Annotated in this window: 14 protein-coding genes; 5 read left to right on the top strand and 9 right to left on the bottom strand. The window is 68.9% G+C overall.

From position 1 onward, the window contains the following. The first annotated feature begins 49 nt into the window (after positions 1 to 49). A complete protein-coding gene (locus tag AWZ10_RS25320) occupies positions 50 to 2,107 on the top strand; it encodes an RICIN domain-containing protein (RefSeq protein WP_037727461.1) in 2,058 nt (685 codons plus the stop codon). A 110-nt stretch (positions 2,108 to 2,217) separates the two neighbouring features. Continuing rightward, on the top strand, positions 2,218 to 3,474 hold the full coding sequence (locus tag AWZ10_RS25315; RefSeq protein ID WP_060892084.1) for a sensor histidine kinase: 1,257 nt from the start codon (positions 2,218 to 2,220) through the stop codon (positions 3,472 to 3,474). A 117-nt stretch (positions 3,475 to 3,591) separates the two neighbouring features. On the opposite strand, the gene AWZ10_RS25310 is transcribed toward AWZ10_RS25315, so the two are convergent. From AWZ10_RS25310 to AWZ10_RS25280, 7 genes are all read right to left on the bottom strand, one after another. After that, a complete protein-coding gene (locus tag AWZ10_RS25310; RefSeq protein WP_006379216.1) occupies positions 3,592 to 4,395 on the bottom strand; it encodes an alpha/beta fold hydrolase in 804 nt (267 codons plus the stop codon). Beyond that, entirely contained in the window at positions 4,392 to 5,990 is a 1,599-nt protein-coding gene (locus AWZ10_RS25305) for a glycoside hydrolase family 43 protein (protein WP_006379147.1), read from the bottom strand. The genes AWZ10_RS25310 and AWZ10_RS25305 overlap by 4 nt, the downstream gene beginning before the upstream one ends. An 11-nt stretch (positions 5,991 to 6,001) precedes the next feature. Further along, on the bottom strand, positions 6,002 to 7,150 hold the full coding sequence (locus AWZ10_RS25300) for an alginate lyase family protein (RefSeq protein WP_006378835.1): 1,149 nt from the start codon (positions 7,148 to 7,150) through the stop codon (positions 6,002 to 6,004). A gap of 85 nt (positions 7,151 to 7,235) precedes the next feature. After that, complete coding sequence (locus AWZ10_RS25295) at positions 7,236 to 10,649, bottom strand: hypothetical protein (protein WP_006379029.1); 3,414 nt, start codon at positions 10,647 to 10,649, stop codon at positions 7,236 to 7,238. Positions 10,650 to 10,659: 10 nt separating this feature from the next. After that, positions 10,660 to 11,526 carry a carbohydrate ABC transporter permease gene (locus AWZ10_RS25290; protein ID WP_173402938.1) on the bottom strand — a complete coding sequence of 289 codons (867 nt, stop codon included), beginning with the start codon at positions 11,524 to 11,526 and terminating at the stop codon, positions 10,660 to 10,662. Beyond that, positions 11,523 to 12,476 carry a carbohydrate ABC transporter permease gene (locus AWZ10_RS25285; protein WP_006379128.1) on the bottom strand — a complete coding sequence of 318 codons (954 nt, stop codon included), beginning with the start codon at positions 12,474 to 12,476 and terminating at the stop codon, positions 11,523 to 11,525. The genes AWZ10_RS25290 and AWZ10_RS25285 overlap by 4 nt, the downstream gene beginning before the upstream one ends. Positions 12,477 to 12,524: 48 nt before the next feature. Continuing rightward, positions 12,525 to 13,853 carry an ABC transporter substrate-binding protein gene (locus AWZ10_RS25280; RefSeq protein ID WP_060892083.1) on the bottom strand — a complete coding sequence of 443 codons (1,329 nt, stop codon included), beginning with the start codon at positions 13,851 to 13,853 and terminating at the stop codon, positions 12,525 to 12,527. A gap of 377 nt (positions 13,854 to 14,230) precedes the next feature. Between AWZ10_RS25280 and AWZ10_RS25275 the strand changes: the two genes are divergently transcribed. From AWZ10_RS25275 to AWZ10_RS25265, 3 genes are all read left to right on the top strand, one after another. Further along, positions 14,231 to 15,244 (top strand): hydroxyacid dehydrogenase, encoded by a 1,014-nt coding sequence (locus AWZ10_RS25275; RefSeq protein ID WP_173402937.1) that lies wholly within the window; start codon positions 14,231 to 14,233, stop codon positions 15,242 to 15,244. A 117-nt stretch (positions 15,245 to 15,361) separates the two neighbouring features. Beyond that, positions 15,362 to 17,326, top strand: a complete 1,965-nt coding sequence (locus tag AWZ10_RS25270) for a glycoside hydrolase family 127 protein (protein ID WP_006378894.1) — start codon at positions 15,362 to 15,364, stop codon at positions 17,324 to 17,326. Positions 17,327 to 17,553: 227 nt separating this feature from the next. After that, positions 17,554 to 18,549: a LacI family DNA-binding transcriptional regulator gene (locus tag AWZ10_RS25265; protein WP_231885171.1), complete on the top strand. Its 996-nt coding sequence runs from the start codon at positions 17,554 to 17,556 to the stop codon at positions 18,547 to 18,549. A gap of 444 nt (positions 18,550 to 18,993) precedes the next feature. Here the strand turns inward: AWZ10_RS25265 and AWZ10_RS25260 are convergent, their stop codons facing one another. Both AWZ10_RS25260 and AWZ10_RS25255 read right to left on the bottom strand, forming a co-directional pair. Continuing rightward, positions 18,994 to 20,544, bottom strand: coding sequence for an endo-1,4-beta-xylanase (locus AWZ10_RS25260; protein WP_231885299.1), 1,551 nt, complete (start codon positions 20,542 to 20,544; stop codon positions 18,994 to 18,996). 215 nt (positions 20,545 to 20,759) lie between these two features. After that, entirely contained in the window at positions 20,760 to 22,193 is a 1,434-nt protein-coding gene (locus AWZ10_RS25255) for a GH1 family beta-glucosidase (protein ID WP_010354074.1), read from the bottom strand. Positions 22,194 to 22,213: the final 20 nt, after the last annotated feature.

Here is a 22,213-nt window from a genome sequence, read left to right as displayed (position 1 = left end):
GCGGCACGCACCGGACCCTCCTGTCCCTCCCCTGCCCTGAGAGCCGCACATGTCCCCTGCACTGTTGAGCGCCAGACCCGGCGCCGCTCAGCATTCCCGCCCCACCACCCTGCTGTTGCTCATCCTGGCGCTGATCGTCGCCGCGGCGACGATTGTGCTGCCTGCCTCGGGGCGGGCTCAGGCCCTCTCCCGTCCCTCGCAGACCATGTACACCCCGCCCGCGGGTGCGCCCTCGCCCGGTTCGCTGTACCCGCGGGTGCTGCGTCTGCAGCACAACGGATCGGCCAACGGCACCCTGCTCGCCACGTTCGAGCAGTACACCAACGGTACGCCCGTCTTCCCGATCTACCGCTCCACCGACAACGGCGACTCCTGGAGCAAGCTCTCCGACGTAGCCGACACCGAGAACGGCTGGGGCATGCGCTGGCAGCCCGAGCTCTTCGAACTGCCCACGGCCATAGGCGACTTCCCGGCCGGGACCATCCTGGCCGCAGGTGACTCGGTGCCCTCCGACCGGTCGGCCACCAAGATCGACATGTACGCCAGCACCGACCGCGGTCAGACCTGGGACTTCGTCAGCAACATCGCCACAGGCGGCTCGGCGTTCGACACGAACGGCCAGACTCCCGTGTGGGAGCCGTTCTTCCTCGTCTCCGACGGCAAGCTGATCGTCTACTACTCCGACCAGCGCGACCCCGACCACGGCCAGAAGATCGTCCACCAGGTCTCCACCGACGTCCGCAACTGGGGCCCCGTCGTCGACGACGTGGCAATGCCCACCGCCGGCGACCGGCCGGGCATGCCCACCGTCGCGAAGCTGCCGAACGGCAAGTACGTCATGTCTTACGAGTACGGCGGCGCTCCCGAGGGCAACTTCTCCGTCTACTACAAGATCTCCTCCGACCCGGAGGCGTTCGGCTCGGTCACCGGCATCCCGCTGCGGACGACGGGCGGCGTGGTGCCGCAGAGCGCTCCCTACATGACCTGGCTGCCCACCGGCGGCCCCAACGGCACACTCGTCGTCAGCGCCAACAGCGCCGAGGACCTGTTCATCAACACGCAGAACGGCGCCGCGAACACCTGGACGCGCATCAGCGCCAATGTGATCGGCGGCTACAGCCGCGGCATGACGGCCCTCGCCGACGGGCACAGCCTGCTGATCCTCAGCGCCGGACGGGGAGGCAGCGGCCTCTCCAACCCGGTCACCTACAGCACGATCGACCTGGGCGGCGGCGTCTCCGACGGTGCCACCTACACCATGACCAACGCGAACAGCGCCCTGAACCTCACGATCGTCGGCGGCTCCACCACCAACGGCACCACCGCCACCCAGCAGAACCCCACCACCTCCACCAACCAGCAGTGGCGCTTCGAGCAGCAGTCCTCGGGCTACTTCAAGATCTTCAACGTCGCCAGTGGCAAGGTCCTCGGCGTCCAGAGCCAGTCCACCGCCAACGGCGCCACAGTCCTGCAGTGGGATGACAACGGCACGCCCGACCACGAATGGGCCATCGCGCCCCACCCGGCCGGCGGGTACAGCATCACCAACCGCAGCAGTGGCAAGCTCCTCGAAATACCCAGCGCCTCCACCACCGTCGGCACCGCCGCCGTCCAGTGGAGCGGCACCAGCTGCGGCTGCCAGCGCTGGAACCTCACCCAGACCGCCCTGCCGCCCCTGGGCACCGGCCAGTACGTCCTGGTGAACAAGAACAGCGGCAAGTACCTCGACATCCCGAACGGCTCCACCACCGCCGGCACCGCCGCCAACCAGTGGCAGAACACGAACTGCACCTGCCAGCTCTTCACCTTCCAGTCCGCCGGCAGCGGCGCCTGGAACATCAAGAACACCAAGAGCAACCTCAACCTCGACATCCAAGGCTCCTCCAGCGCCGCGGGCGCTGCCATCGTCCAGAACACCGCCTCCAGCGCCGACTCCCAGAAGTGGACCCTCACCGACGGGGGCGGCGGCTACTACAAACTCCGGAACGTGAACAGCACCCTCGTCGCCGGCGTCACCCAGTCCTCCACCGCCGACGGGGCAGCCGTCATCCAGTGGGGCAGCGCCAGCCTCGACGACCAGCTCTGGAAGATCGTCCGGATCAACTGACCGTCCCACCGTGCCATGACCAGGCGCGGGGACCGCCGGCGAAGCGGTTCCCGCGCCTGACGTCCGCCTCGGCCGACCAGCCGAGGCGCAGCCGACCGCTCCTCTCTACAGTGACCGATGTGAACCTCCTGCCTGCGACGGACGACCCGACCACGACGCGGACCCGCCGACAGGGCTGCCTGCGTGCGACGGGCGTCATCACACTGGTCCTGCTGGCCGCCGCGGACGTGCTCATCGCCGTCACCAACGGCAAGACCCTCTGGCCTGTGCTCCTGCTGCTGTCGCTCGGCCTCGCGGCCGTCCTGTGGCCCTCCGCCCGGCAACCCGCGTGGCTCACTCCCCAACTGCGGGCCGCCCTACCAGCAGGCGCTTCCCTGGCCTTGACCGCCGTGGCCACGACGACCGAGCGAATTCGTATGTTCGGCCCTGGGGAAGTGGCGGTCCTGCTCTGCCTGCTGCTGCTCGCCGTCCGTACCTGCCCACCACGATGGGCAGGCCCCTGTGCCCTGCTCGTCGGCGGGGCGGCCATCGCTGCACCGCTGCGCTTCTACGCAACCGGCACCCAGGACGACGCCCTGATCCTGGGGCTCACACTGGTAGTAGCGCTGATGACCGGCATCACCATCGGCCTCGGCGGCTACCTGCGCTCCCTGGACCACAGGCGCGGCGTCGCGGTCGCCGAGACCCGTCGCTCCGAACGCCTCGCCATGGCAGCCGACCTGCACGACTTCGTCGCCCACCACGTCACCGGCATCCTCATCCAGACACAGATGGCCCGCATGATGGTCAGCAGCGAACCAGATCGCCTGGACCCGGTCCTGGCGGGAATCGAGCACGCCGCGACCGAGGCGCTCGACTCCATGCGGTTGACCGTCGGAATCCTGCGCGAAGGCCCGGAGCAAACGGCCCGGCTGGAGCCGGGCGAGAACCACCTGGTGGGCGACCTGGCAGCCCTCACGGAACTCGTCGACCGATTCGGCGGCCCGACCGGCCCGAAGGCCGAACTGCACCGCTCCGCCTCCATGCCCCCGAATCTGCCCCACGAGGTACAGGCCGCCGCCTACCGCGTCGTCCAGGAAGCCCTCACGAACGTACGGCGCCACCCCGCCGACGCCACCGAAGTCACCGTCGCCCTCGCTCACGCCGACGACACCCTGCACGTGACGGTGCGCGACAACGGCCGCGCAGGCGCCCCGCTGCCCTACGCCGCCCGCGGCGGAGGCTTCGGCATCGTCGGCCTCACCGAACGCGTCACCGCACTCGGCGGCACACTGCACACCGGCCCACGCGAGGACCACGGCTGGGAGGTCATAGCACTCCTCCCCACCATGCGACGAGCGGGCCCTGGCAGGGCCGGGCATCGCTAAGGGCGCCGCCAACTCCCGCAGTCCACCCGCCCCCCGGCACCGGACTGAGGTCTGCCCGCCGGGGCGAGCAGGTGCTGCGTCCAGTTGCTGGAGCCGGTGAACGGGCGCAGGCACTTCCTACCGGGTCCCTTGTCCAGCCGTCGCCCAGTCCTCCAACAGGCGCACTGTGCGTCCGACATGTTCCTCGTGCAGGTAGTGCCCGGTGTCAGGCCAGTGTTCGACGCGGGAGCCGGGGACATGCAGGGTGCCGCGTTCCCAGGTGGCCGCTTGCGCCGAGGTCCATACGGTGAGCGCGGGCTGGCTGCGCCGGCGCAGATACGCCTCGCTGTGCGGGCGGACGCCGACCGCGCCGGAGTCGGTGTACATGCCCGCGTACGCCTGGGCGATGACGTGATCCGGGGTGCCGAGCATGGTGCGGACATGTGCCGTACGCAGTCCGGCCGGAGCGCCTGCCGGGAAGGCGCCGGCGATGAACTCGGCCGCGGCACGCGCCCCGCGTTCCCGGTACTCCGCGAGCCGGGCGGGAATCCCCTCCACTTCCGCCCCGTGCGCGCCGTGAGCCGGATCAAGGGCGATGACCGAGCGGACGAGCTCCTGATGCCGGACCGCGAGCAGGTTGACGACCTGGCCGCCCATGGAGTGGCCCACGGCGATCGCCGGCCCGGTGCCAAGGTGCCGGAGCAGCGCGGCGAGGTCGTCGGCCATCTCCGTCGGCGTGTTGCCCTCGTCGGGGACGTCCGACCGGCCGTGCCCGCGCAGGTCGGGGACGATCACGCGGAACCGGTCGGCCAGCGCCTCGGCGTGCGCGGACCACTCCCGGCCGTCCCCGCCCCAGCCGTGCACCAGAAGCAGCGGCACCGCCTCGTCGGACCCGAGATCGGTGCGGAAGAGGTGGACGCGTCTCAGGTCGTCGATCGTCATGCGGGGCCGTCCGGAAAGGTCCGGTACGTGGCGTGGGCGAAGTCCGCGTGGACACCGGCGCCGTCGAGGTCCTGCACCCACAGGCCCCACATGGCGCCGGTGAAGCCGAGAACGCGCAACTGGCCGTCGTGGAACTCGTCGGCGTGCTCGTCGGACAGGACGGTGGCGTCGAGCTCGATCGGCAGCGTCTGGACTCCCCCGCCGGTGTCGTACGAGAAGCGCAGGGCCGGAACGTCGAGTTCCGCGTGCAGGACGACCGGGCGTCCGGGCTTCAGCGGTACGGTCGGCTCATGTGCGACGAGACGGCCGGCTTCGCAGCTCAGTGCCCGCAGGACCGGGGAGCCGTCGTCCTCGGCGGTGACGTACAGGTAGTGCCAGTTGCGGGTGTTGTAGTAGGCCGTCAGACCGGCCAGATGGTCGGGGGTGCGGGGCGAGAAGGTCAGGCTGGTCTCGAAGGAGCAGCGCGGGGCGGTCACCCGCCGGGCCACCAGACTGGGCGTGCGGCGGCCCACCGGCGACTGACCGCCCCGGATGCGCAGCCGCCCCGGTGCCGGCTCGATCCAGTCGTCGCCGGCCGGGCGGCGCAGGGTGGACCAGTCGGGGCCGAGAACCGGAGCGTCGAAGCAGTCGTGCGCCGGTGGTTCGGCGACGGGCGCCGGTGGCAGCGCGGGTGCCGGCACCGCTACGGCGGGTACGGCGCCGGGGATGCGGGGCCAGCCGTCGTCGGTCCAGGTCACCGGTTGCAATGCGGTCTCCCGGCCGAGCACGCACCGGCCCCGCTCCGTGTGAGGGCGGGCGGCGATGTGAGCGGCGTACCACTGGCCCGTCGCCGTCTCGACGAGGGAGCAGTGCCCGGCCTTCTGCAACTCCAGGGACGGGTCGTGCCGGGACGTGAGCAGGGGGCCGGCCGGATCGGCCTCGTACGGGCCGAGCAGGTCGCGGGAGCGGGCCACGGCCGCGCCGTGTTCGTATCCGGTGCCGCCCTCCGCGTGCACCAGGTAGTACCAGCCGTCGCGCCGGTAGAGATGCGGGCCCTCGGCGACACCGACGGAGGTTCCGGTGGTGAGGGTGCGGGGTTCGCCGAGCAGGGCCCGGGTCTTGCGGTCGTACTCCTGGATCTCGATCCCGGCGAATCCCTCGCGGTCCGGACGCCAGTCGAACCGCATGTTCAGCAGCCAGCTGCGGCCGTCACCGTCCTCGTCATGGAACAAGGAGACGTCGAAGCCGCGGCCGTGCAGCGGAACCGGGTCGGACCACGGTCCTTCGATCGAGGGGGCCGTGGTGACGTAGTTGGGAAGGTCCTTCCATCCCTCGGCGTAGGTGTCGACGACGGTGAAGACGAGGTGGAACAGGCCGTCCGCGTACGACAGTCCGGGCGCCCAGATGCCGCCGGAGTCGGGGACGCCGGTGAGGTCGAGCAGGCGCGTGCTGTCCAGAACCCCGCCCAGGGACCGCCAGTCGACCAGGTCCCTGGAGTGGTGGATCCGGACGCCCGGGTACCACTCGAAGGTGGAGGTGGCGATGTAGAAGTCGTCGCCGACGCGGAGGATCACGGGGTCGGGTTCGAAGCCGCGCAGGACGGGGTTGTGGATCACGAAAGCTCCGCTCAGAGGGTGAACAGCAGGGTGCCGAAGCCCACGTGGTCACATTGGAACGCCGCGCCCTCCGGGCTGATGTTCCCGATGGCCGCGTACGTCCAGGGGGCGGGCAGGCTGCGGCGTTTGACGTAGTGGTTGAAGGCCATCTCGTAGATCGGGCGCAGATTCCCGCGCTCGACGGTGGAGATGGAGTTGAACGTGAGCCGGCAGGAGCCCCAGACGGTGTACGGCACGTCGTTGCCGGTGTTGTACTTCGCCGTGTACTCGAAGCCGGCCAGCAGCCGGTTGGCGGAGGCGGAGTACAGGTCCTGGCCCTGGACCCAGGCGATCTCGCAGGCCTCGGCCATGCTGCCCAGGATGAGCTGGGTGTGGGCCTGGTCGCGTCCGCTGTCCACGCACTGGCCGGAGTCCCTGATCACCCGGCTGATCTTGCAGCAGTCGTGCAGGTGGAAGGCGTCGACGGCGGCGTTGTAGAGGGAGGTGTCGTTGCAGAACACCCCGAACGCCATCATCGCCTTGATGCAGTTGGTGCCCCAGCCCGCGTCGCCGAACGTCCTCACCAGGGGCACGAAGACGTTCCTGAAGAGGTTCTCGGTCTGGGTGATCTCGGCCGCGGACCAGCTGCCCGAGGGGGCGGTGTACCGCATCAGCTCGGCTGCCGCCGCGAGTTTGAAGCCGTAGATGGAGGCCGCGAGCTGGGCGTCCTTGCCGGTGATCGAGGTGAGGGTGGAGGACCATGCCTTGATGATCTGCAGTGCCTTGGTGGCGTGGGCGGTGGTGCCCGTCAGGTTCCACATCAGGGCGTTCTGGTAGGCCGCGTTGCAGTCGTTCCAGAACTCCCAGTTGCCGATCTCGGTGGTGCCCCGGTCGATGGTCGTGCGCGGGCCCAGCATGGCGTAGGTCGACTGCGAGTACGCGTTCGCCCTGAACACGTTCCAGCCGCTGAGCCAGGGCTCGGTGGCGGCCGCGATCCGCGTCTTCATCCGCTGGATGTCGGAGAGTTTGTGCAGCACCCCGGGGTGGATGAAGGAGGTCAGGGCGTCCGCGGTCGGGGCCGCGGCGATCCCGGTGGCGGCCGCCGTGGTGCCGACGGCGGTGATCTGCAGGAAACGGCGGCGGCTCGGGGACGCGGGCGTGGCGGGCTGTGACTCGGACATGCGTCTTCCTCTTTCACTCGACGTTGAGTGTCAGGGGGTGGCAGATGAGGGGGAACCGGGCGTCGGCCCGGCTCCCCCGGTGCGGTCAGCCGGCCGCGCGCCGGCCCCGGTACAGCACGAGCGTGCTGCGCGGGCCGACCTTGGGACGCTGTCCGGCGCCGATGACGCGGCCGGTGGCAAGGTCGCGGGCCGGACCGAAGTCCTGACGGGCGGGCAGGGTGTACGTCCGTTCGGTGCTGGTGTTCATGGCGATCAGGTAGTCGCCGTACTCGCACAGATAGAACGGGGCGCGTCCGACGAGCATGGTCTCCACGCCCTCGAAGTCGACGCCCATGGCCGGGTCCGGGACGTCGGCCGGGACCGGAGCGAGCGGGTACACGTCACCCTTGAGTGCCTGGTGGAGGGTGTCGCCGGGGGGCGGGAAGCCGCCGGGCGGGATGTGTCCGGCCCCGGGATCGTTGATCGCGTAGTCCCACAGGATCCAGTCGTGGACCGTGTACGTGTCGTCGGTGGCGCCCGCCGAACGCTGGCGGATCGTCGCGGAGCGCTGGTCGGTGGGTGTGAGGTGGTGGATGCGGGCGTAGTCGTTGACGCCCTGCCGGGCGCGCCAGTACAGGGAGGCGAAGAGGAGTTCCTCGCCGTTCTTCACGGCCAGGACGCCGTTCTCCTCGTCGGTGAAGACGAAGTCGGGCCGGTCCCAGGCGGTGGGGATGCGCCCCGGGCGGGCCGGGAGGGCCTGGAAGGCGTCCCAGTCGCGGGAGACCAGGCGCAGCGCGGCGAGGCCGACGCGGGTCCAGGTGTGGTGGACGAGCAGATCGAGCTGCCGGTAGAACTGCCCGTCGTCGACCATCTCCTGGGTCCAGCCGACGATGTCCGGGTCCTTGAACACCACCGCCGACATCAGCGGGTGCGAGTCCCAGGCCGTGCGGGAGGCGTAGGCGACCTCACCGGGGTAGACCTCGTTGCGCCAGCCGACGACGGTCTCGATGCGGGAGACGCGGGCGCCCGTCTCGTCGACGTCGACCACCCGGAACCGCCCCCGGGCCTTGATGATCTTCACCATCTGCTCGCGCAGCTCCGGCGCCTCCTGGGCCCGGTATCCGCGCGTGACCGACTCGTACATCATGACCAGCCAGTCGTGGACCTCGCCGTAGCTGCCCACGTACCCCAGTTCGCGGGTCAGGCCGGCCCGGCTGACCTGGTGGTAGCTCTCACCCAGCGGCTTGGTGGGGTTGCCGTCCTTGTCCTCCTTGCCGAGGTAGGGCTTCATGCCGAGCGACTGGTACAGGTAGTCGCGGGCCTTGTCCTCCGGCAGTGCGAGGTCAGGGGCGAGCAGGCCGAGGCCGCGGTTGGCCTGGTAGAGGCCGATGGCGCAGATCTGCGACTGGTTGGTGTAGTGCGGGAAGTGCTGACGCCAGTAGTCCCGGCTCGACTTCAGCATGTCGGTGTAGGCGGCGCGCCGCACCGGCTGCTCGTGGGTTCCGGTGGCCTCGGGCGCGACAACGGCCAGGTCGTCGAACCAGGCGGTGCCCGGTCCGCTCAGCCGCAGATGGAACTCCACCTGGGTGGCGCCGGAAGGGGTTTCCAGGTCTATGGAGACCTGCTCCCACCCATGGGTTCCGGTGGCGGCGTACTGCCGGTGGTCGCCGCCGACGAGTTTGCCGCTCGCGTCGAAGAACAGCGGGTCGATGTGGGCGCCCGTGCCGGTGACGCCGTCGGTCCTGACCCAGGCGCCGTAGGTGTACTTCCCCTTGCCGACCTGGAGCTTCGCCGTGTTGTACGCCGTGACGAAGCCGTTCGCCGCGGTGGCGGCCAGCCTCAGCGACGCGGAACCGGACCGGTTGACGGACGCGTCCCGAGCCCAGGAGGCGTCGGCGGTCTTCCCCCAGCCCGGCACCTCCCAGCCCGACGGGGTGCCGGTGCCCTGCTCGAAGCCGGGGTTGCGCAGCTCGGTGGGCCCCACCATGTCCACGGAGTCGAACCAGGCCGTGCCGGGGCCGGACAGTCGCAGGTGCATCTCCACCTGGGTGGCGCCGTCGGGTGTGTCCAGGTCTATGGAGACGTATTCCCAGCCATGGGTGCCGGTGGTGGCGAACTGGCGGTGGTCGCTGCCGACCAGCTTGCCGCCCGCGTCGAAGAACAGCGGGTCGATGTGGGCGCCCGTGCCCGTGACGCCGTCGGTCCTGATCCAGGCGCCGTAGGTGTACTTCCCCTTGCCCACGCGGGTCTTGGGCGAGTTGTACACGGTGATGAATCCGTTCGCCGCGCTCGCCGTCACCTTGAGCGAGGCGGAGCCCGACCGGTTGACGGTGGTGTCCCGGGACCAGGAGGCGTCGGCGGTCTTCCCCCAGCCAGGTACCTCCCATCCCATGGGAGTGTCGCCGCCCTCTTCGAAACCGGGGTTGGAGATCTCGTACGGCGAACCGGTCACCTTCTCGTCCAGGCGGTCGCCCAGGTGCTCCCAGAGCAGCGCCAGCACCAGCCCGACCCGGCCGAAGCCCTGCCACTGCTGGTCGGAGCCGGTCATCACGGTCGCGTCGTTCTTCCACGCCATGTACCGGCCGTCGAGCGCGCGCAGGACGCGGTCCAGCGCCGCCGGGTCGTGGTACGCGGGGCTGCCGGACCAGAGGTAGCCCTCGGCGAGCGACTGGAAGGCGAAGGCGTCCATGCCGGCGGGGTTGGCCCCGGTCAGGTAGTGCTTCTGGTCCTTGGCGACCCGTTGACGCACCGCCTCCAGGATCTCGGGGCCCTCGACGGTACGAGCCTTCGGCAGCGGCGCGGGGCCCTGCACCTCACCCTTGGGCGGGACGAAGTACGGCTCGGTGTGGGTGTAGAGGCGGTAGATGCCCCGCGACGGCGTGGTCATCTTGTAGTACAGCTGGTCGACGTTCTGGCCGTAGGACCAGATGCGGCCCATCGAGCGGATCTCCAGCTTCACCTTCTTCCTGCCCCGGGTGAGCCGCTCCGGAAGCGGCAGGGTGTGGAAGAAGAACCGGCCCGGGGTGCGCGGCGCGGTGTCCAGGATGTCGAGGCTGTCGACGGCTCCCTCGTCCTGGTAGCCGACCTGCTTGCCGTCGCAGAACAGCTGCAGCCGCCACATGTTCGTGCCGGAGCCCGCCTGCTGCGAGGTGGTGTCGTAGTCGTCGCCCCACAGGCGAACGGTGACGTAGGTGGTGTCGGTCGGGCTGACGACTACGTCGAACTCGAGCGTGCCGCCCCAGTACGTGGCCGGCTCGGTGGGGTTGAGGACACGGGCCTTCTGGCCGAGGCCTCCGGTGACCGTGTCGGAGAGCGTGGCAGTGAGACCGTGCGCCGACTCGGAGCTCCCGTTGCCGAAGACGACGATGTCCAGGGGCTTGCAGACGGCCGGCTCGAAGGCGGCGTCCGCGGCCGGGGCCGCGGCGGCGGACGGGGAGTTCAGCAGGCCGAGGCCGGCCGCGGCGACGCCGGTGGTGCCGGCGTACTTGAGGACATCACGTCTTCTGGGTGCGTTGGGCACGGCTGATCCTTTACTTGAGGCTGCCCATGAGGATTCCGCTGCGCCAGTACTTCTGGAGCGCGAACATGAAGACCGCGAGCGGAACGATGGACAACAGGGACCCGGTGAGGACGAGGGTGTTCATGTCGCGGGCGGTCTGCGCCTGCTGGAGCCAGGAGTACAGCCCGAGGCTCACAGGGAACGTGCGCTCACCGGTGAGCATGAACAGGGGCAGGAAGAAGTTGTTCCAGATGTTGATGAATTCGAGCATGAAGATGGTGATGCCGCCGGTCCGCATCAGCCGCAGCGCGACCGACCAGAAGATCCGCAGCTCCCCGGCGCCGTCGAGACGGGCCGCTTCCATCAGTTCGGTGGGGACGGAGCTGTCCGCGTACACCTTGCCCAGGTAGACCCCGAACGGATTGATGAAGTACGGGATGAGTACCGACCAGATGGTGTTGGTCAGGCCGATCTGGGCGAAGACGAGGTACAGCGGGAAGGCCAGCAGGGTGCTCGGCAGCAGCGAGGCACCGACGATGACCGCGAAGAACGCGCCCCGGCCCCGGAAGTCGAACTTCGACAGCCCGTACCCGGCGGCGAGCGAGACCAGGGTGGAACCGGCCGCGCCGAGTGTGGAGTAGAGGATCGAGTTGCCGATCCAGCGGTTGAACACCCCGTCGTGGTAGGTCCAGATCTCCTGGACGTTGTCCGCCAGGTGGTTGGAGGAGAACCACAGTCCGAAGGTGGAGTACAGGTCCGTCTGGTTCTTGGTCGCGGAGACGATCAGGAACCACGTCGGGGCGAGTGAGTAGATCAGGAAGAGGACCAGCAGGCCGGTGGTGAGCGCCACCGCGCGGCGGGTGGGGCGCACGCCGCCCCCGGATACGGCAGCGCTCATGACATCTTCCTGTTCGTGGCCCGGTAGAAGACGAAGGCGAGGATGCCGGTGACCACGGCCAGGACCAGCGACTCGGCGGCGGCGTACTGGTAGTCACCGGTCTTGAACGCCTTGTCGTAGATCTCCATCATCGGAGTGAAGTCGGTGTTGATCGACTCCGGCGCGATCTGCCGCAGCAGCAGTGGTTCGGCGAACAGCTGCAGCCTCCCGATGAGGGAGAACATGCCGGTCAGCACCAGGATGCCGGTGATGTTGGGAATCTTGACCGACCAGGCGATCCGCCACTCCCTGGCCCCGTCCAGTCGGGCCGCCTCGTACAGCTCGCGGGGCAGCGCCTGTAGCGAGGCGGAGATCAGGATCATGTTGAAGCCGATCCCCTGCCAGGTCAGCAGATTGCCCAGGGAGAGGTAGGTGTTGAGGCCGCCGAAGAAGGTGATGTCCGTGCCGGCGCCGTGCGCGAGGTCGAGCAGCGGAGAGCCCGTCGGGCTGTAGAGGAACAGCCAGATCACGGTGGACACCACGGCGGGCACCACGTACGGGATGAGCAGCGCCGCGCGGAAGAACCGCACCGCACGGGCGGCCACCCCGTCCAGGAGCAGGGCGAGCAGCAGCGACAGGCCCAGCATCACCGTGATCTGAGCCGCTCCGAACAGCAGCGTGCGCAGCATGCTCGACCAGAAGGCGCCGTCGCCGAGGATGGAGGCGAAGTTGGAGAAGCCGGTGAAGACGACCCGGGTCGGGCCGAAGCCCAGCCCGCTGCTCTTCTTCTCCCTCAGGCTCTGGCTGAAGGCATAGCCGATCGGCACGACGTACGTGGCCAGGAAGCCGAGCAGGAAGGGCAGTGCGAACAGCAGTCCCTTGTGGGCTCCCCGGCTCCCGGCCCGGCGGGGGGAGGGCCGCCGGGCCGGGGAGTCGGTGGCGACCTTGGGGGGTCGCGTCAGGGTGGACACGGGTGTCTCCAGAGGTGGGTCCTACAGAGGCGGGGCCTACAGGGGAGGTCAGCTGTCGGCGACGGCCTTGATGCCCTTGCGGTTGAGGTCGTCCACGGTCCACTTCTGCAGCGAGGTCAGCATGTCCTTGACCGTCAGCTGCTTCTTCATGACCTTGCCCCACTGCTTCTGCATCTCGGAGTACATCGCCGCGTAGTTCGGCCCGTACTGCCACTGCTCGCCGACCCGCGAGGCCGCCGTGGTAATCACCTGCGCGCTGTCCGACTTCCCGTTGAACATCCCGGTCGGGATGATCTTGTCGACGTACGGCGAGACGTCCTTGACGGCGGGGAACAGGCCCGACTTGGAGTCCGGGTCGGTGAGCGCCGTCAGTGACTCCTTGCTGCTGCTCAGCCAGGCGGCGAACTCGGCGGCGCGGTCGGGGTACCTACAGCCCTTGAGGACGCCGGTGGTGTCGAAGTTACTGGAGGTCTGCGGCTTGGCGGTGTCGAAGGCCGGCGAGTCGGCGAGCTGCCACTTGCCCTTGGACTTGGGGAAGTTCGTGTCGTAGATCGGCAGCTGCCAGGTCGAGCTGGTCATCGCGATGGTCTTGCCGAGGTCCCAGGTCTTGAAGACACCCGGGTCGGCGTACGACGCGTTGGAGGCGAGGTCGTTGTCGACGAGCTGCTGGACGATGTCACCGGCCTTGAGCGCCTCGGGAGAGGCGAAGTCGATGACCCAGTGGTCGCCGTCCACCTTGTACCACTGCGCGCCGGCCTCCCAGGACAGGTCGACGAGCGAGCTCGGGTCCTCGCCCGCCATGTTGTAGATCTTGACGTCCTTGTCCTTCTCCTGGACCTTCTTGCCCGCGGCGATCAGGTCGTCCCAGGTCTTCGGGGCCTCGATCCCGTACTTCTGGAACAGGTCCGCGCGGTAGGCGGTGAACAGCGGCGCCGACCCCATCGGAATGCCGAAGGTGGTGCCTCCGGGGCTGACCGCGTTCCACGCGGCGACCGTGTACGCGTCCTTGTGCTTGGCCGCGACCTCGCTGATGTCGGTCAGCAGTCCGTCGGCGGCGAAGCTCGCCAGGTTCATCCCGTCCATCTTGGACAGACAGGGCGCGGTGCCCGCGTTCACCGCGGCCCGCAGCTTCTGGTAAGCGGTGTCACCCGCAGCGTTGACGAACTTGATCTGCGTCTCGGGGTGCTTCTTGTTCCACACCTCGGCCTGCGCCTCGATGCCGTCCGTCCAGCTCCAGAACTCCAGCGTGACGTTGCCCTTCGTGGCCGCCGAGGCGTCGGTGCCGGAGTCGTCAGAGCAGGCGGTCAGCAGCAGCGAGAGAGAAGCGGCGGCGGCCACCGAGACAAGGACCCTGGGGCGCATACCGGACTTGGACATCGGTCCTCCACGAAAGGAATGGGACGGCGCCTGCACGTGGGGGAACGGCGCGGTCAGGGCGACGCGAGGGGAGAGAAACGGGTACTGCGCGGCGAGGCAGTAATCGTTTGTTGTCGTGGACGGTACGACCGAGGGAGCCAGATCCACAAGAGGTGGCGCCGGATTGTTTCGCTCGACTTTCCAGAACGCTACCTGTCGATGCGCCTGACCATGGACGTTCGCGCCATCGCGGGGCAGGTGGGTGGACTCTCTGTGACGTACCTGTGTCGCAGAGCTGGTCATTGACCGGGTTCTCTGGGGCTTCTAGCGTGGAATACGTTTACTGTGACGCTCAGGCTTGTCGCCGGCCGATCCCGGCGCCCCTCCCCAGGAGCAGCATGCATACGTCAGTGCCGCCGTTCGCCCTCTTCGCCATGAATCCGGTACATCTGCCCGAACTCTTCCCGCCTCCGCTGCTGACCCGCCTCCAGCAACTGGCGCGGGTCGACCTCACGCTCGTCGCCCAGGACTTCTCCGATCCCGCCGTGGCCGAGGCCCTGGGCCGCGCCGAGGTACTGGTCACCGGCTGGGGCTGCCCGCACCTCGGCGCGGAGGTACTGGCGGCGGCGCCGCGACTGCGCGCCGTCATGCACGCCGGCGGCAGCGTCCGCCACCTCGTGGGTGAGCCGTTCTGGGAGCGCGGTCTCACCCTCTCCAGCGCGGTGCGGGCCAACGCCCTGCCCGTGGCCGAGTACACGCTCGCCGCGATCCTGCTGGCCGGCAAGGACGCCTTCGGGCTGCGCGAACGCTTCCGGGCCGAGCACGTCTACCCCGCTGCGACGGAGTACGTGACGGTCGGCAACCTCGGCCGCCGGGTCGGTCTGATCGGCGCCTCCCGGGTGGGCCGCCGGGTCCTGGAACTGCTGCGGCCCTTCGAGCTGTCGGTGAGCCTCCACGACCCCTACGTCGACGCCGCCCAGGCCGCGGAACTGGGCGCGGTCCCGCTGGGCCTCGACGAGTTGCTGCGCACCAGTGACATCGTCAGCGTGCACGCCCCCGACACCCCGCAGACCCATCACATGCTCAACCGCGAGCGGCTGGCGCTCATCCCCGACGGCGGCGTCCTCATCAACACCTCACGGGGCGCCCTCGTCGACCACACCGCGCTCACCGAGGAACTGGTGAACGGCCGGCTCAGCGCGATCCTGGACGTCACCGACCCCGAGCCGCTGCCCGCGGACTCCCCGCTCTACCGCCTTCCGAACGTGTTCCTCACGCCGCACATCGCCGGCTCCCTCGGCAACGAACTGGCCCGCCTCGGCGGCACGGTGGTGACGGAACTGGAACGCCTGACGACGGGGCTGCCGCCTGCCCACCCGGTCCACCGGGCCGAACTGGCGATCAGCGCCTGAGGACTTCGACGCCCACCCGCCGGCCGAGGACGCCGCCCGCCCGCCCGGGCTCCCGCAACGCCGATCCCGTCGCACCCCACCCCACCCCAGCCCGTCCCTCTTCCCTCGGAGACACCCTTGAACACCATTCAGGCCGGACCGGTCCACCCCTCCCCACGTGCCGTCTCACCCCTGCGTCCCGCCTCCGCGGCCCGCATCGAGGGCGGCTTCTGGGCCGAACGTCGCCGGGTCAACGCCCGGATCTCCCTCGCCGAGGGCCCGGGGCGGCTGGAGCAGGCCGGCAACCTGGCCAACTTCCGTGCCGCCGCGGCCCCGCGCACCGACGGCGCGGACACCCCGTCCGGCACCGGCTTCTCCGGCGACTTCCAGTTCCAGGACTCCGACGTCTACAAGTGGCTGGAAGCCGCCTGCTGGCAGCTCGCGGACACTCCCGACGAGACACTCGCCACCGAGGTCGAAGCCATCGTCGAGCTGATCGCCGCCGCCCAGCGCGAGGACGGCTACCTCCAGACGTACTACCAGCTCGGCGGCGGCATTCCCTGGACCGAGCCGGGCTGGGGACACGAGCTGTACTGCGCGGGACATCTGATCCAGGCCGCCGTGGCGCACCACCGGGCCACCGGTTCCGACCGGCTGCTCGCCGTGGCCCGCCGGCTCGCGGACCACATCGACTCCGTCTTCGGCCCTGGCAAGCAGGTGGACACCGTCTGTGGCCATCCCGAGGTGGAGACCGCCCTCGTCGAACTCCACCGGACGACCGACGAGAAGCGGTACCTGGACCTCGCCCGCTACTTCCTGGAACGCCGCGGTCACGGCACCCTCTCCTCCGGCGCCGACCGGGGCCACGACCGCGACCCGGGGCCCGAGTACTGGCAGGACCACACGCCGGTCCGCGCGGCGGACGAGGTCACCGGCCACGCCGTACGCCAGCTCTACCTCCTCGCCGGAGCCGCCGACCTGGCCGCGGAGACCGGCGACACGGAACTCCGCACGGCGCTGGAGCGGCTGTGGCGGGACATGGTCACGACCAAGACCTACCTCACCGGCGCCGTCGGCTCCCGGCACGACTGGGAGGCCTTCGGCGACGCCCACGAACTGCCGGCCGACCGCGCCTACGCCGAGACCTGCGCCGCCATCGCCTCCGTCCACTTCTCCTGGCGCATGGCCCTGCTCACCGGCGAGGCCCGCTACTCCGACCTCGTCGAGCGCACCCTGTTCAACGGCTTCCTGGCCGGCGCCGGTCTCGACGGCCGCACCTGGCTGTACGTCAACCCGCTTCATCGGCGGGCCCGTTCACACGAACGCCCCGGCGACCAGACCGCCCACCGCACCCCCTGGTTCCGCTGCGCGTGCTGCCCGCCCAACGTCATGCGCCTGCTCGCCGGGCTCCCGCACTACCTGGCCACAGCCGACGACAGCGGTCTGCAACTGCACCAGTACGCCACGGGCGTCTACGGCGGCGACGGCCTCACCGTACGGGTGACGACGGAGTATCCGTGGGAGGGCACGGTGACCGTCACCGTGGACGAGGCTCCCACCGCCCTGCCGCGCACGCTCTCCCTACGCCTGCCGGCGTGGTGCGCCGACCACACCCTGACCGTGAACGGCACCACCGTCGAAGACGGGGCCGACTCCGGCTGGCTGCGCATCACCCGCGCGTTCACCCCCGGCGACACCGTCCGCCTCGACCTCGCGATGCCGGCCCGGCTCACCGTCCCTTCCTCACGCGTCGACGCCGTCCGGGGCTGCGCCGCCGTCGAACGCGGTCCGCTGGTCTACTGCCTGGAGCGGACCGACCAACCGGGGCGCCTGGACCCGGACACGATCGCTGTGCCGCCGGACACGCCACTGACCGTGCGCAGCCGCCCCGAACTGCTCGGCGGGGTGCGAACGGTGAGCGTCGCGGGGAACCGGCTCCGCGCCGACGATACGTCCGGCGACTGGCCCTACCTGCCGTACACGTCGGCGACTTCCGGCGAACCCCACGAGAGCGTCGAGCTGACGGCGGTGCCGTACTACGCCTGGGCCAACCGCGAGCCGGGCGCCATGCGGGTCTGGCTGCCGCTGGCCGCCCGCGGGTAGACGTCGGCGCGGTCAACATGCCCGCAGTAATCGTTTACCAAGATTCGGGAACCGGTCGCACCCTTCTGTGTCCGCGAGGATGCTCAGTGCAGTAACGTCAAGGTGTGACAGCGAACGGAAACGGTTCTCCCCCAACGCCCGCCTCCCAGGCTTCTAGGCGTCGGCGCAAGAACCAGGCAGGTGAAGAGCGCCCCAGCACGATTCGCGATGTCGCCGAACGGGCGGGGGTGTCGGTAGCAACCGTTTCCAGGGCCCTGGCCGGCAACTATCCCGTGTCGGCCGCCACCCGGGAGCGCATCATGGCTGCCGTGGAGTCGCTGCACTACGTGGTGAACGTCCACGCCAAAGCCCTCTCCGGTCGGGTGGCCGGTCCCGTCGCACTGGTCCTGCGGGACATCACCGGGCCGTCGCTGGCCCATGTCGCCGCCGGGGTCGAGCAGGAGGCGGCCCTGCGGGGCCGGCTGAGCCTGGTCTGCGCCACTCACGGAGACACTGCCCGCGAGGACGACCTGGTGCAGTTGATGCGCGAGCAGCACGCGGCCGCGGTGGTCCTCGTCGGCGGGGCAGTGCAGGACGAGGTCTACTTCCAGCGCATGACCGAGTACGCGCGCGCCCTGGACGCCGCCGGGTCACGTCTGGTCCTGGTCGGCCGCCCGCCCCTGCCCGGGCATCACCCAGTCACCGTCGTGGACTACGACAACCGCGGAGGCGCCTTCCAGGCCGCAGACCATCTGTTCGTCCAAGGCCACCGGCGCGTCCTCTTCCTGGGCGGCGACCCACAACTCAGTACGGGGGCGCAACGGAGGGAGGGCTACCTCCACGCCCTGCGCGCGCACGGCGTGGAGTACGCGGAAGAACTGGACGTCCCCGGTCCGTACACCCGCGTCTCCGGCTACCAGCGCACGAGGGACGCGCTGAAGGCGGGGGTCGATTTCACGGGCGTCCTCGCGGGGACGGACATGGTGGCCCTCGGTGCGTTGGCCGCGCTCCGCGACGCCGGCCTGAACGTCCCCCGGGACATCTCCCTGGTGGGCTTCGACGACGTCCCCTTCGCCTCGGACCTGACCCCGTCGCTCACGTCGGTCCGGGTGCCGTACGAGGATCTCGGCAGAACAGCGGTCCGGCTCGCCCTGGAGCACAGCGAACGCATCAGCGGCGACGACCATGTCGTCCTCAGTACGCAACTGGTGATCCGTCAGTCCGTACGCCGCCCCCGTCCGTAAGGCCGTTGAGACTCCTCGTCCGTTCGGTCGGGAACCCTGGACGGCGGGAACAACTCCGCAGATCCCGCCCTGGGTCACTCCGCCCCCGCCAGGGCAATATCACCCAGTCCCGCAGTCCTCTTGGCAACCTCCCACTTCGTTCATACCGACTTCCACTCCAGAAAGAGGCCCGCAGCGGTGTACTCCCGCAGCCCGGACCACCACCCATCCACAATAGCGAGGGCAACGACCAACGCAGCACTTCGTGCGCAAGTCGCAGCCGGGGCGAGTGCAAACCCTCCGTCAACGCATTGGGTGCCCGTGTCTCCAGCCTGCCGGTGGCCCTTCGTCCTCTCACCCGGCGGAGGAGTTGGACAGCACGCGACGCAGACGCCCGGCGCACCCTGTCGTGAGCGCGCCGGGCGTCTATCCCCCGTTTGACCGTAGACGAGAAACTACTTGACGTCAGGCGACCGTCACGTCCACGGGATCCGATTCGGTCGATCCCCTCGCGTTGGTAAGGACGACCTTCAGGCTGTGCTTGCCCTTCGGAACCCCGGACAGAGCTACCTGAGGCGACTGTGCGTTCGGCGAATCGGCGGCCAGCTGGCCCTCACCGACGACTGCCCCGTCGAGGTAGAAGGTGTACGAGGTGGCGTTGGTGCCCCACCACAGGTTCGCGGTGGCGGTGAAGGTGCCGTCCTTGTCCCAGTTGTCGTGGCTGACCACGGGCTTGCCCGGGGCGGCATCCGTGACCGTGACAGTCGTGGTGTTCGTGGACGTGGTGCCCTTCGAGTTGATCAGTTCGGCCCGGTACGCGTAGGTGCCATTGGGCCTGTCCTTGAATTCGGTCACGACTGACTGCGAGGTGCCGCTGACTGTCGTGGGCACCCGCGCGGCGACGAGCTTGTCGTTCTCGTAAAGACGGAAGAAGCTGCCTGGCGTGCCGTGCCAAAGGTTCATCTTCACGCTGTAGTTGCCGTCATGGAGGCCGTGGGTCCACCCGCTGGTGTTCGACAGGGTGCCGGCGCCAGCAGCCGAGGAAGCGGAGACGAAGTTCCGCAGAGCGTCGCGCGTGGCGTAGTACGCGGGCTTGGGGTTGTACTCCTCGTCGAACATGAGGGGCTTCGCGCCCGGCAGCCACGTGTAGGCGTGCTTGTCGGTGAAGCCCCAGAAGCTGATGTCCCGGATTCCGGCCGCCAGCGCCTCGGCCATGACGTCCCCGTAGATCTGCGTCTGCTGATCCACGTCGTAGGTGTGCACGTCGAGTTCGGTGATCGCGACTTCGAGTCCGAGCTTCTGGTAGGACTTCGTCATCTCTGTGATGACTCCGGGCTCGGGACCCGCCTGTGTCTCGTGCATCTCGAAGCCCACCCCGTCGATGGGCACACCGTCGGCGACCATGCCGGCCACTAGGTCGTAGAGCTCCTGGCGCTTCGCCGGGTAGAACTCCACCAACGCCTCGTTGATGAACAGCTTCGCCTCGGGGTCAGCGGCGTGCGCGATCCGGAACGCTTCCGCGATGTAGTCCTCGCCGAGCACCTCGTAGAAGTGGTTCGGCGCGAGGCCGGTGCCGCCGAAGGTGGAGAACGGCTCGGTCATCACGTCCCACCGGTCCATCTTTCCGGCGTAGCGGTCCATGATCGTGTTGAAGTGAGTCTTCATGACCGCGCGCAACTCGTCCGGGTCGGTGACGTCGGTCACGTATTCCGGGTTGCAGCACTGGGAGATGAGCCCGTGTCCCTTGACTACCATGTCGTTGTCTTCAACGAAGTCGACGAGCCGGTCGAGGCCCCCGAACTCGAAGTCGCCCTCCGTGGGCTGGACGAATTTCCACTTCAGCTCGTTCTCGGGAGACAAGCTGTTGAACTGTTCCGCCAGCACCTCGCCGAACTTCGGTTCGTCGAGATAGGTGGGGTTGGTCGCCCCCGAGCCGATGAGGATTCCCTCCTTCGCTGCCAGTTCGCGGAGGGTCGCGTCTGAATCAGCTGAGGCGCCGGTGGTGGGGAGGGCCACGGTCAAGAGCCCTATGGTGACAGTTGCGAGCGCCGCGCCGATGCGGTGCATTCTCATTGAATGGTGTCTCGCTTTCCTGTTGAAGGATGGTCCGAGGGCACGCTGCGGTATCCGGACGACGTGGACCGTACGCTGTCTCCCGGCGGCCCACGAACGCGGCTCGGCCCGAGACCGCCTCTGCGGGTGTGCAGAATGCGGAAATTGAGGGTGGTCGCTCAGCGGCCGGCGAGGGCCGGGACGACCTTCGTGGCACACAATTCCGCGAACCAGTGCGCGCTCAGTTTCGGAATGCGCTCGTGGGTGTCGTAGTCGACCCGGATGATGCCGAACCGCGGGCCGTATCCCATGACCCATTCGAAGTTGTCGAGCAGCGACCACACGAGGTACCCGACAACGCGGGCGCCCCTCTCGCGAGCACGATGAGCCGCCGTGACGTGATCGATGAGGAACTGTGTTCGGTCGCGGTCGACGACCACGCGCCGGCCACCCGAGTCGTCGACCACGTCCTCGAAGGCCGCGCCGTTCTCCATCACCATGATCGGCAGTTCGGGGAACTCCTTGGAAAGGGCGACCAGATGATCCTCGAGGCCTCGTGGTTCGATCCCCCAGTCCATCACCGTTCGCGCCAGCTCGTCGCGGCGGACGAACTCGATGCGCTCCGAGCCCGGGAAGGGCGTGCCGCCGGAGCTTTCGGCGCTGGGGTCGAAGTCCTGATTCAGACGTACGTGCATGACCTCGTAGTAGTTGACGCCGAGCAGGTCGATGGGCTGGTGGCAGATCTCCAAGTCGCCCGGCAGAACGAAGCTCCAGTCGGTGAAAGCCCGGGTGTCTTGCAGCAGATCGGCCGGATAGTTCCCGCGGAGCATGGGCCCTGTGAACACGCGGTTGGCCACAGCGTCGAACCGACGCGCGGCTTCGGCGTCCTCGGGGGTCTCGGCTTCGATGCGGAAGATGTTGAGCACCACGGAAATCTGTGCTTCGGCATTGGTCACGGTGCGCCGCAGTGCTGCCACCGCGAGTCCGTGGGAAAGGTTGAGGTGGTGCGCAGCCTTGAGCGCATCTGCATGGCTCTTACCGCCAGGCGCGAACACGCCATTGCCGTACCCGGCGAAGGAGTTGTTCCACGGCTCGTTGTGGGTTGACCAGACGGCGACCCGGTCCCCGAGGGCCGCCCCCACGATCTCCGCGTACTTCTCGAAGGCGAATGCGGTTTCCCGCCCTCGCCAGCCGCCGTAGCGATCCTCCAATGCCTGCGGGAGGTCCCAGTGGTTGAGCGTCACGATCGGCTTGATGCCGCGTGCGAGCAGTCCGTCGACGAGGCGCGAGTAGAACTCCAGACCCTCCGGATTCGCTTCGCCCTCGCCCGTGGGCATCACGCGCGGCCAGGAGATGGAGAACCGGTAGGCGTCGAGGTGGAGCGAGGCCATCAGGTCGAGATCGACCTCGACGCGGTGATAGTGGTCCGCGGCGACGTCCCCGGTCGCCCCCTCAGCAGTCTTCCCCGGGGCGTGGCTGAACGTGTCCCAGATGGACGAGCCTCGACCGCCCTCCCTCGCGCCACCCTCGATCTGGTACGCGGCGGTCGCGGCGCCGAGGATGAAGTCGGGCGGGAACGCCAAGTGCCCGCGGTCGATGGAGTCGCGATACATGGATCAGCCTCTCTGGTGAC

The sequence above is a fragment of the Streptomyces europaeiscabiei genome (assembly GCF_001550375.1).
Lineage (GTDB): Bacteria > Actinomycetota > Actinomycetes > Streptomycetales > Streptomycetaceae > Streptomyces > Streptomyces europaeiscabiei.
Note: the sequence above shows the minus strand (reverse complement) of the source record. Positions and strands in the feature narration are given on the sequence as shown.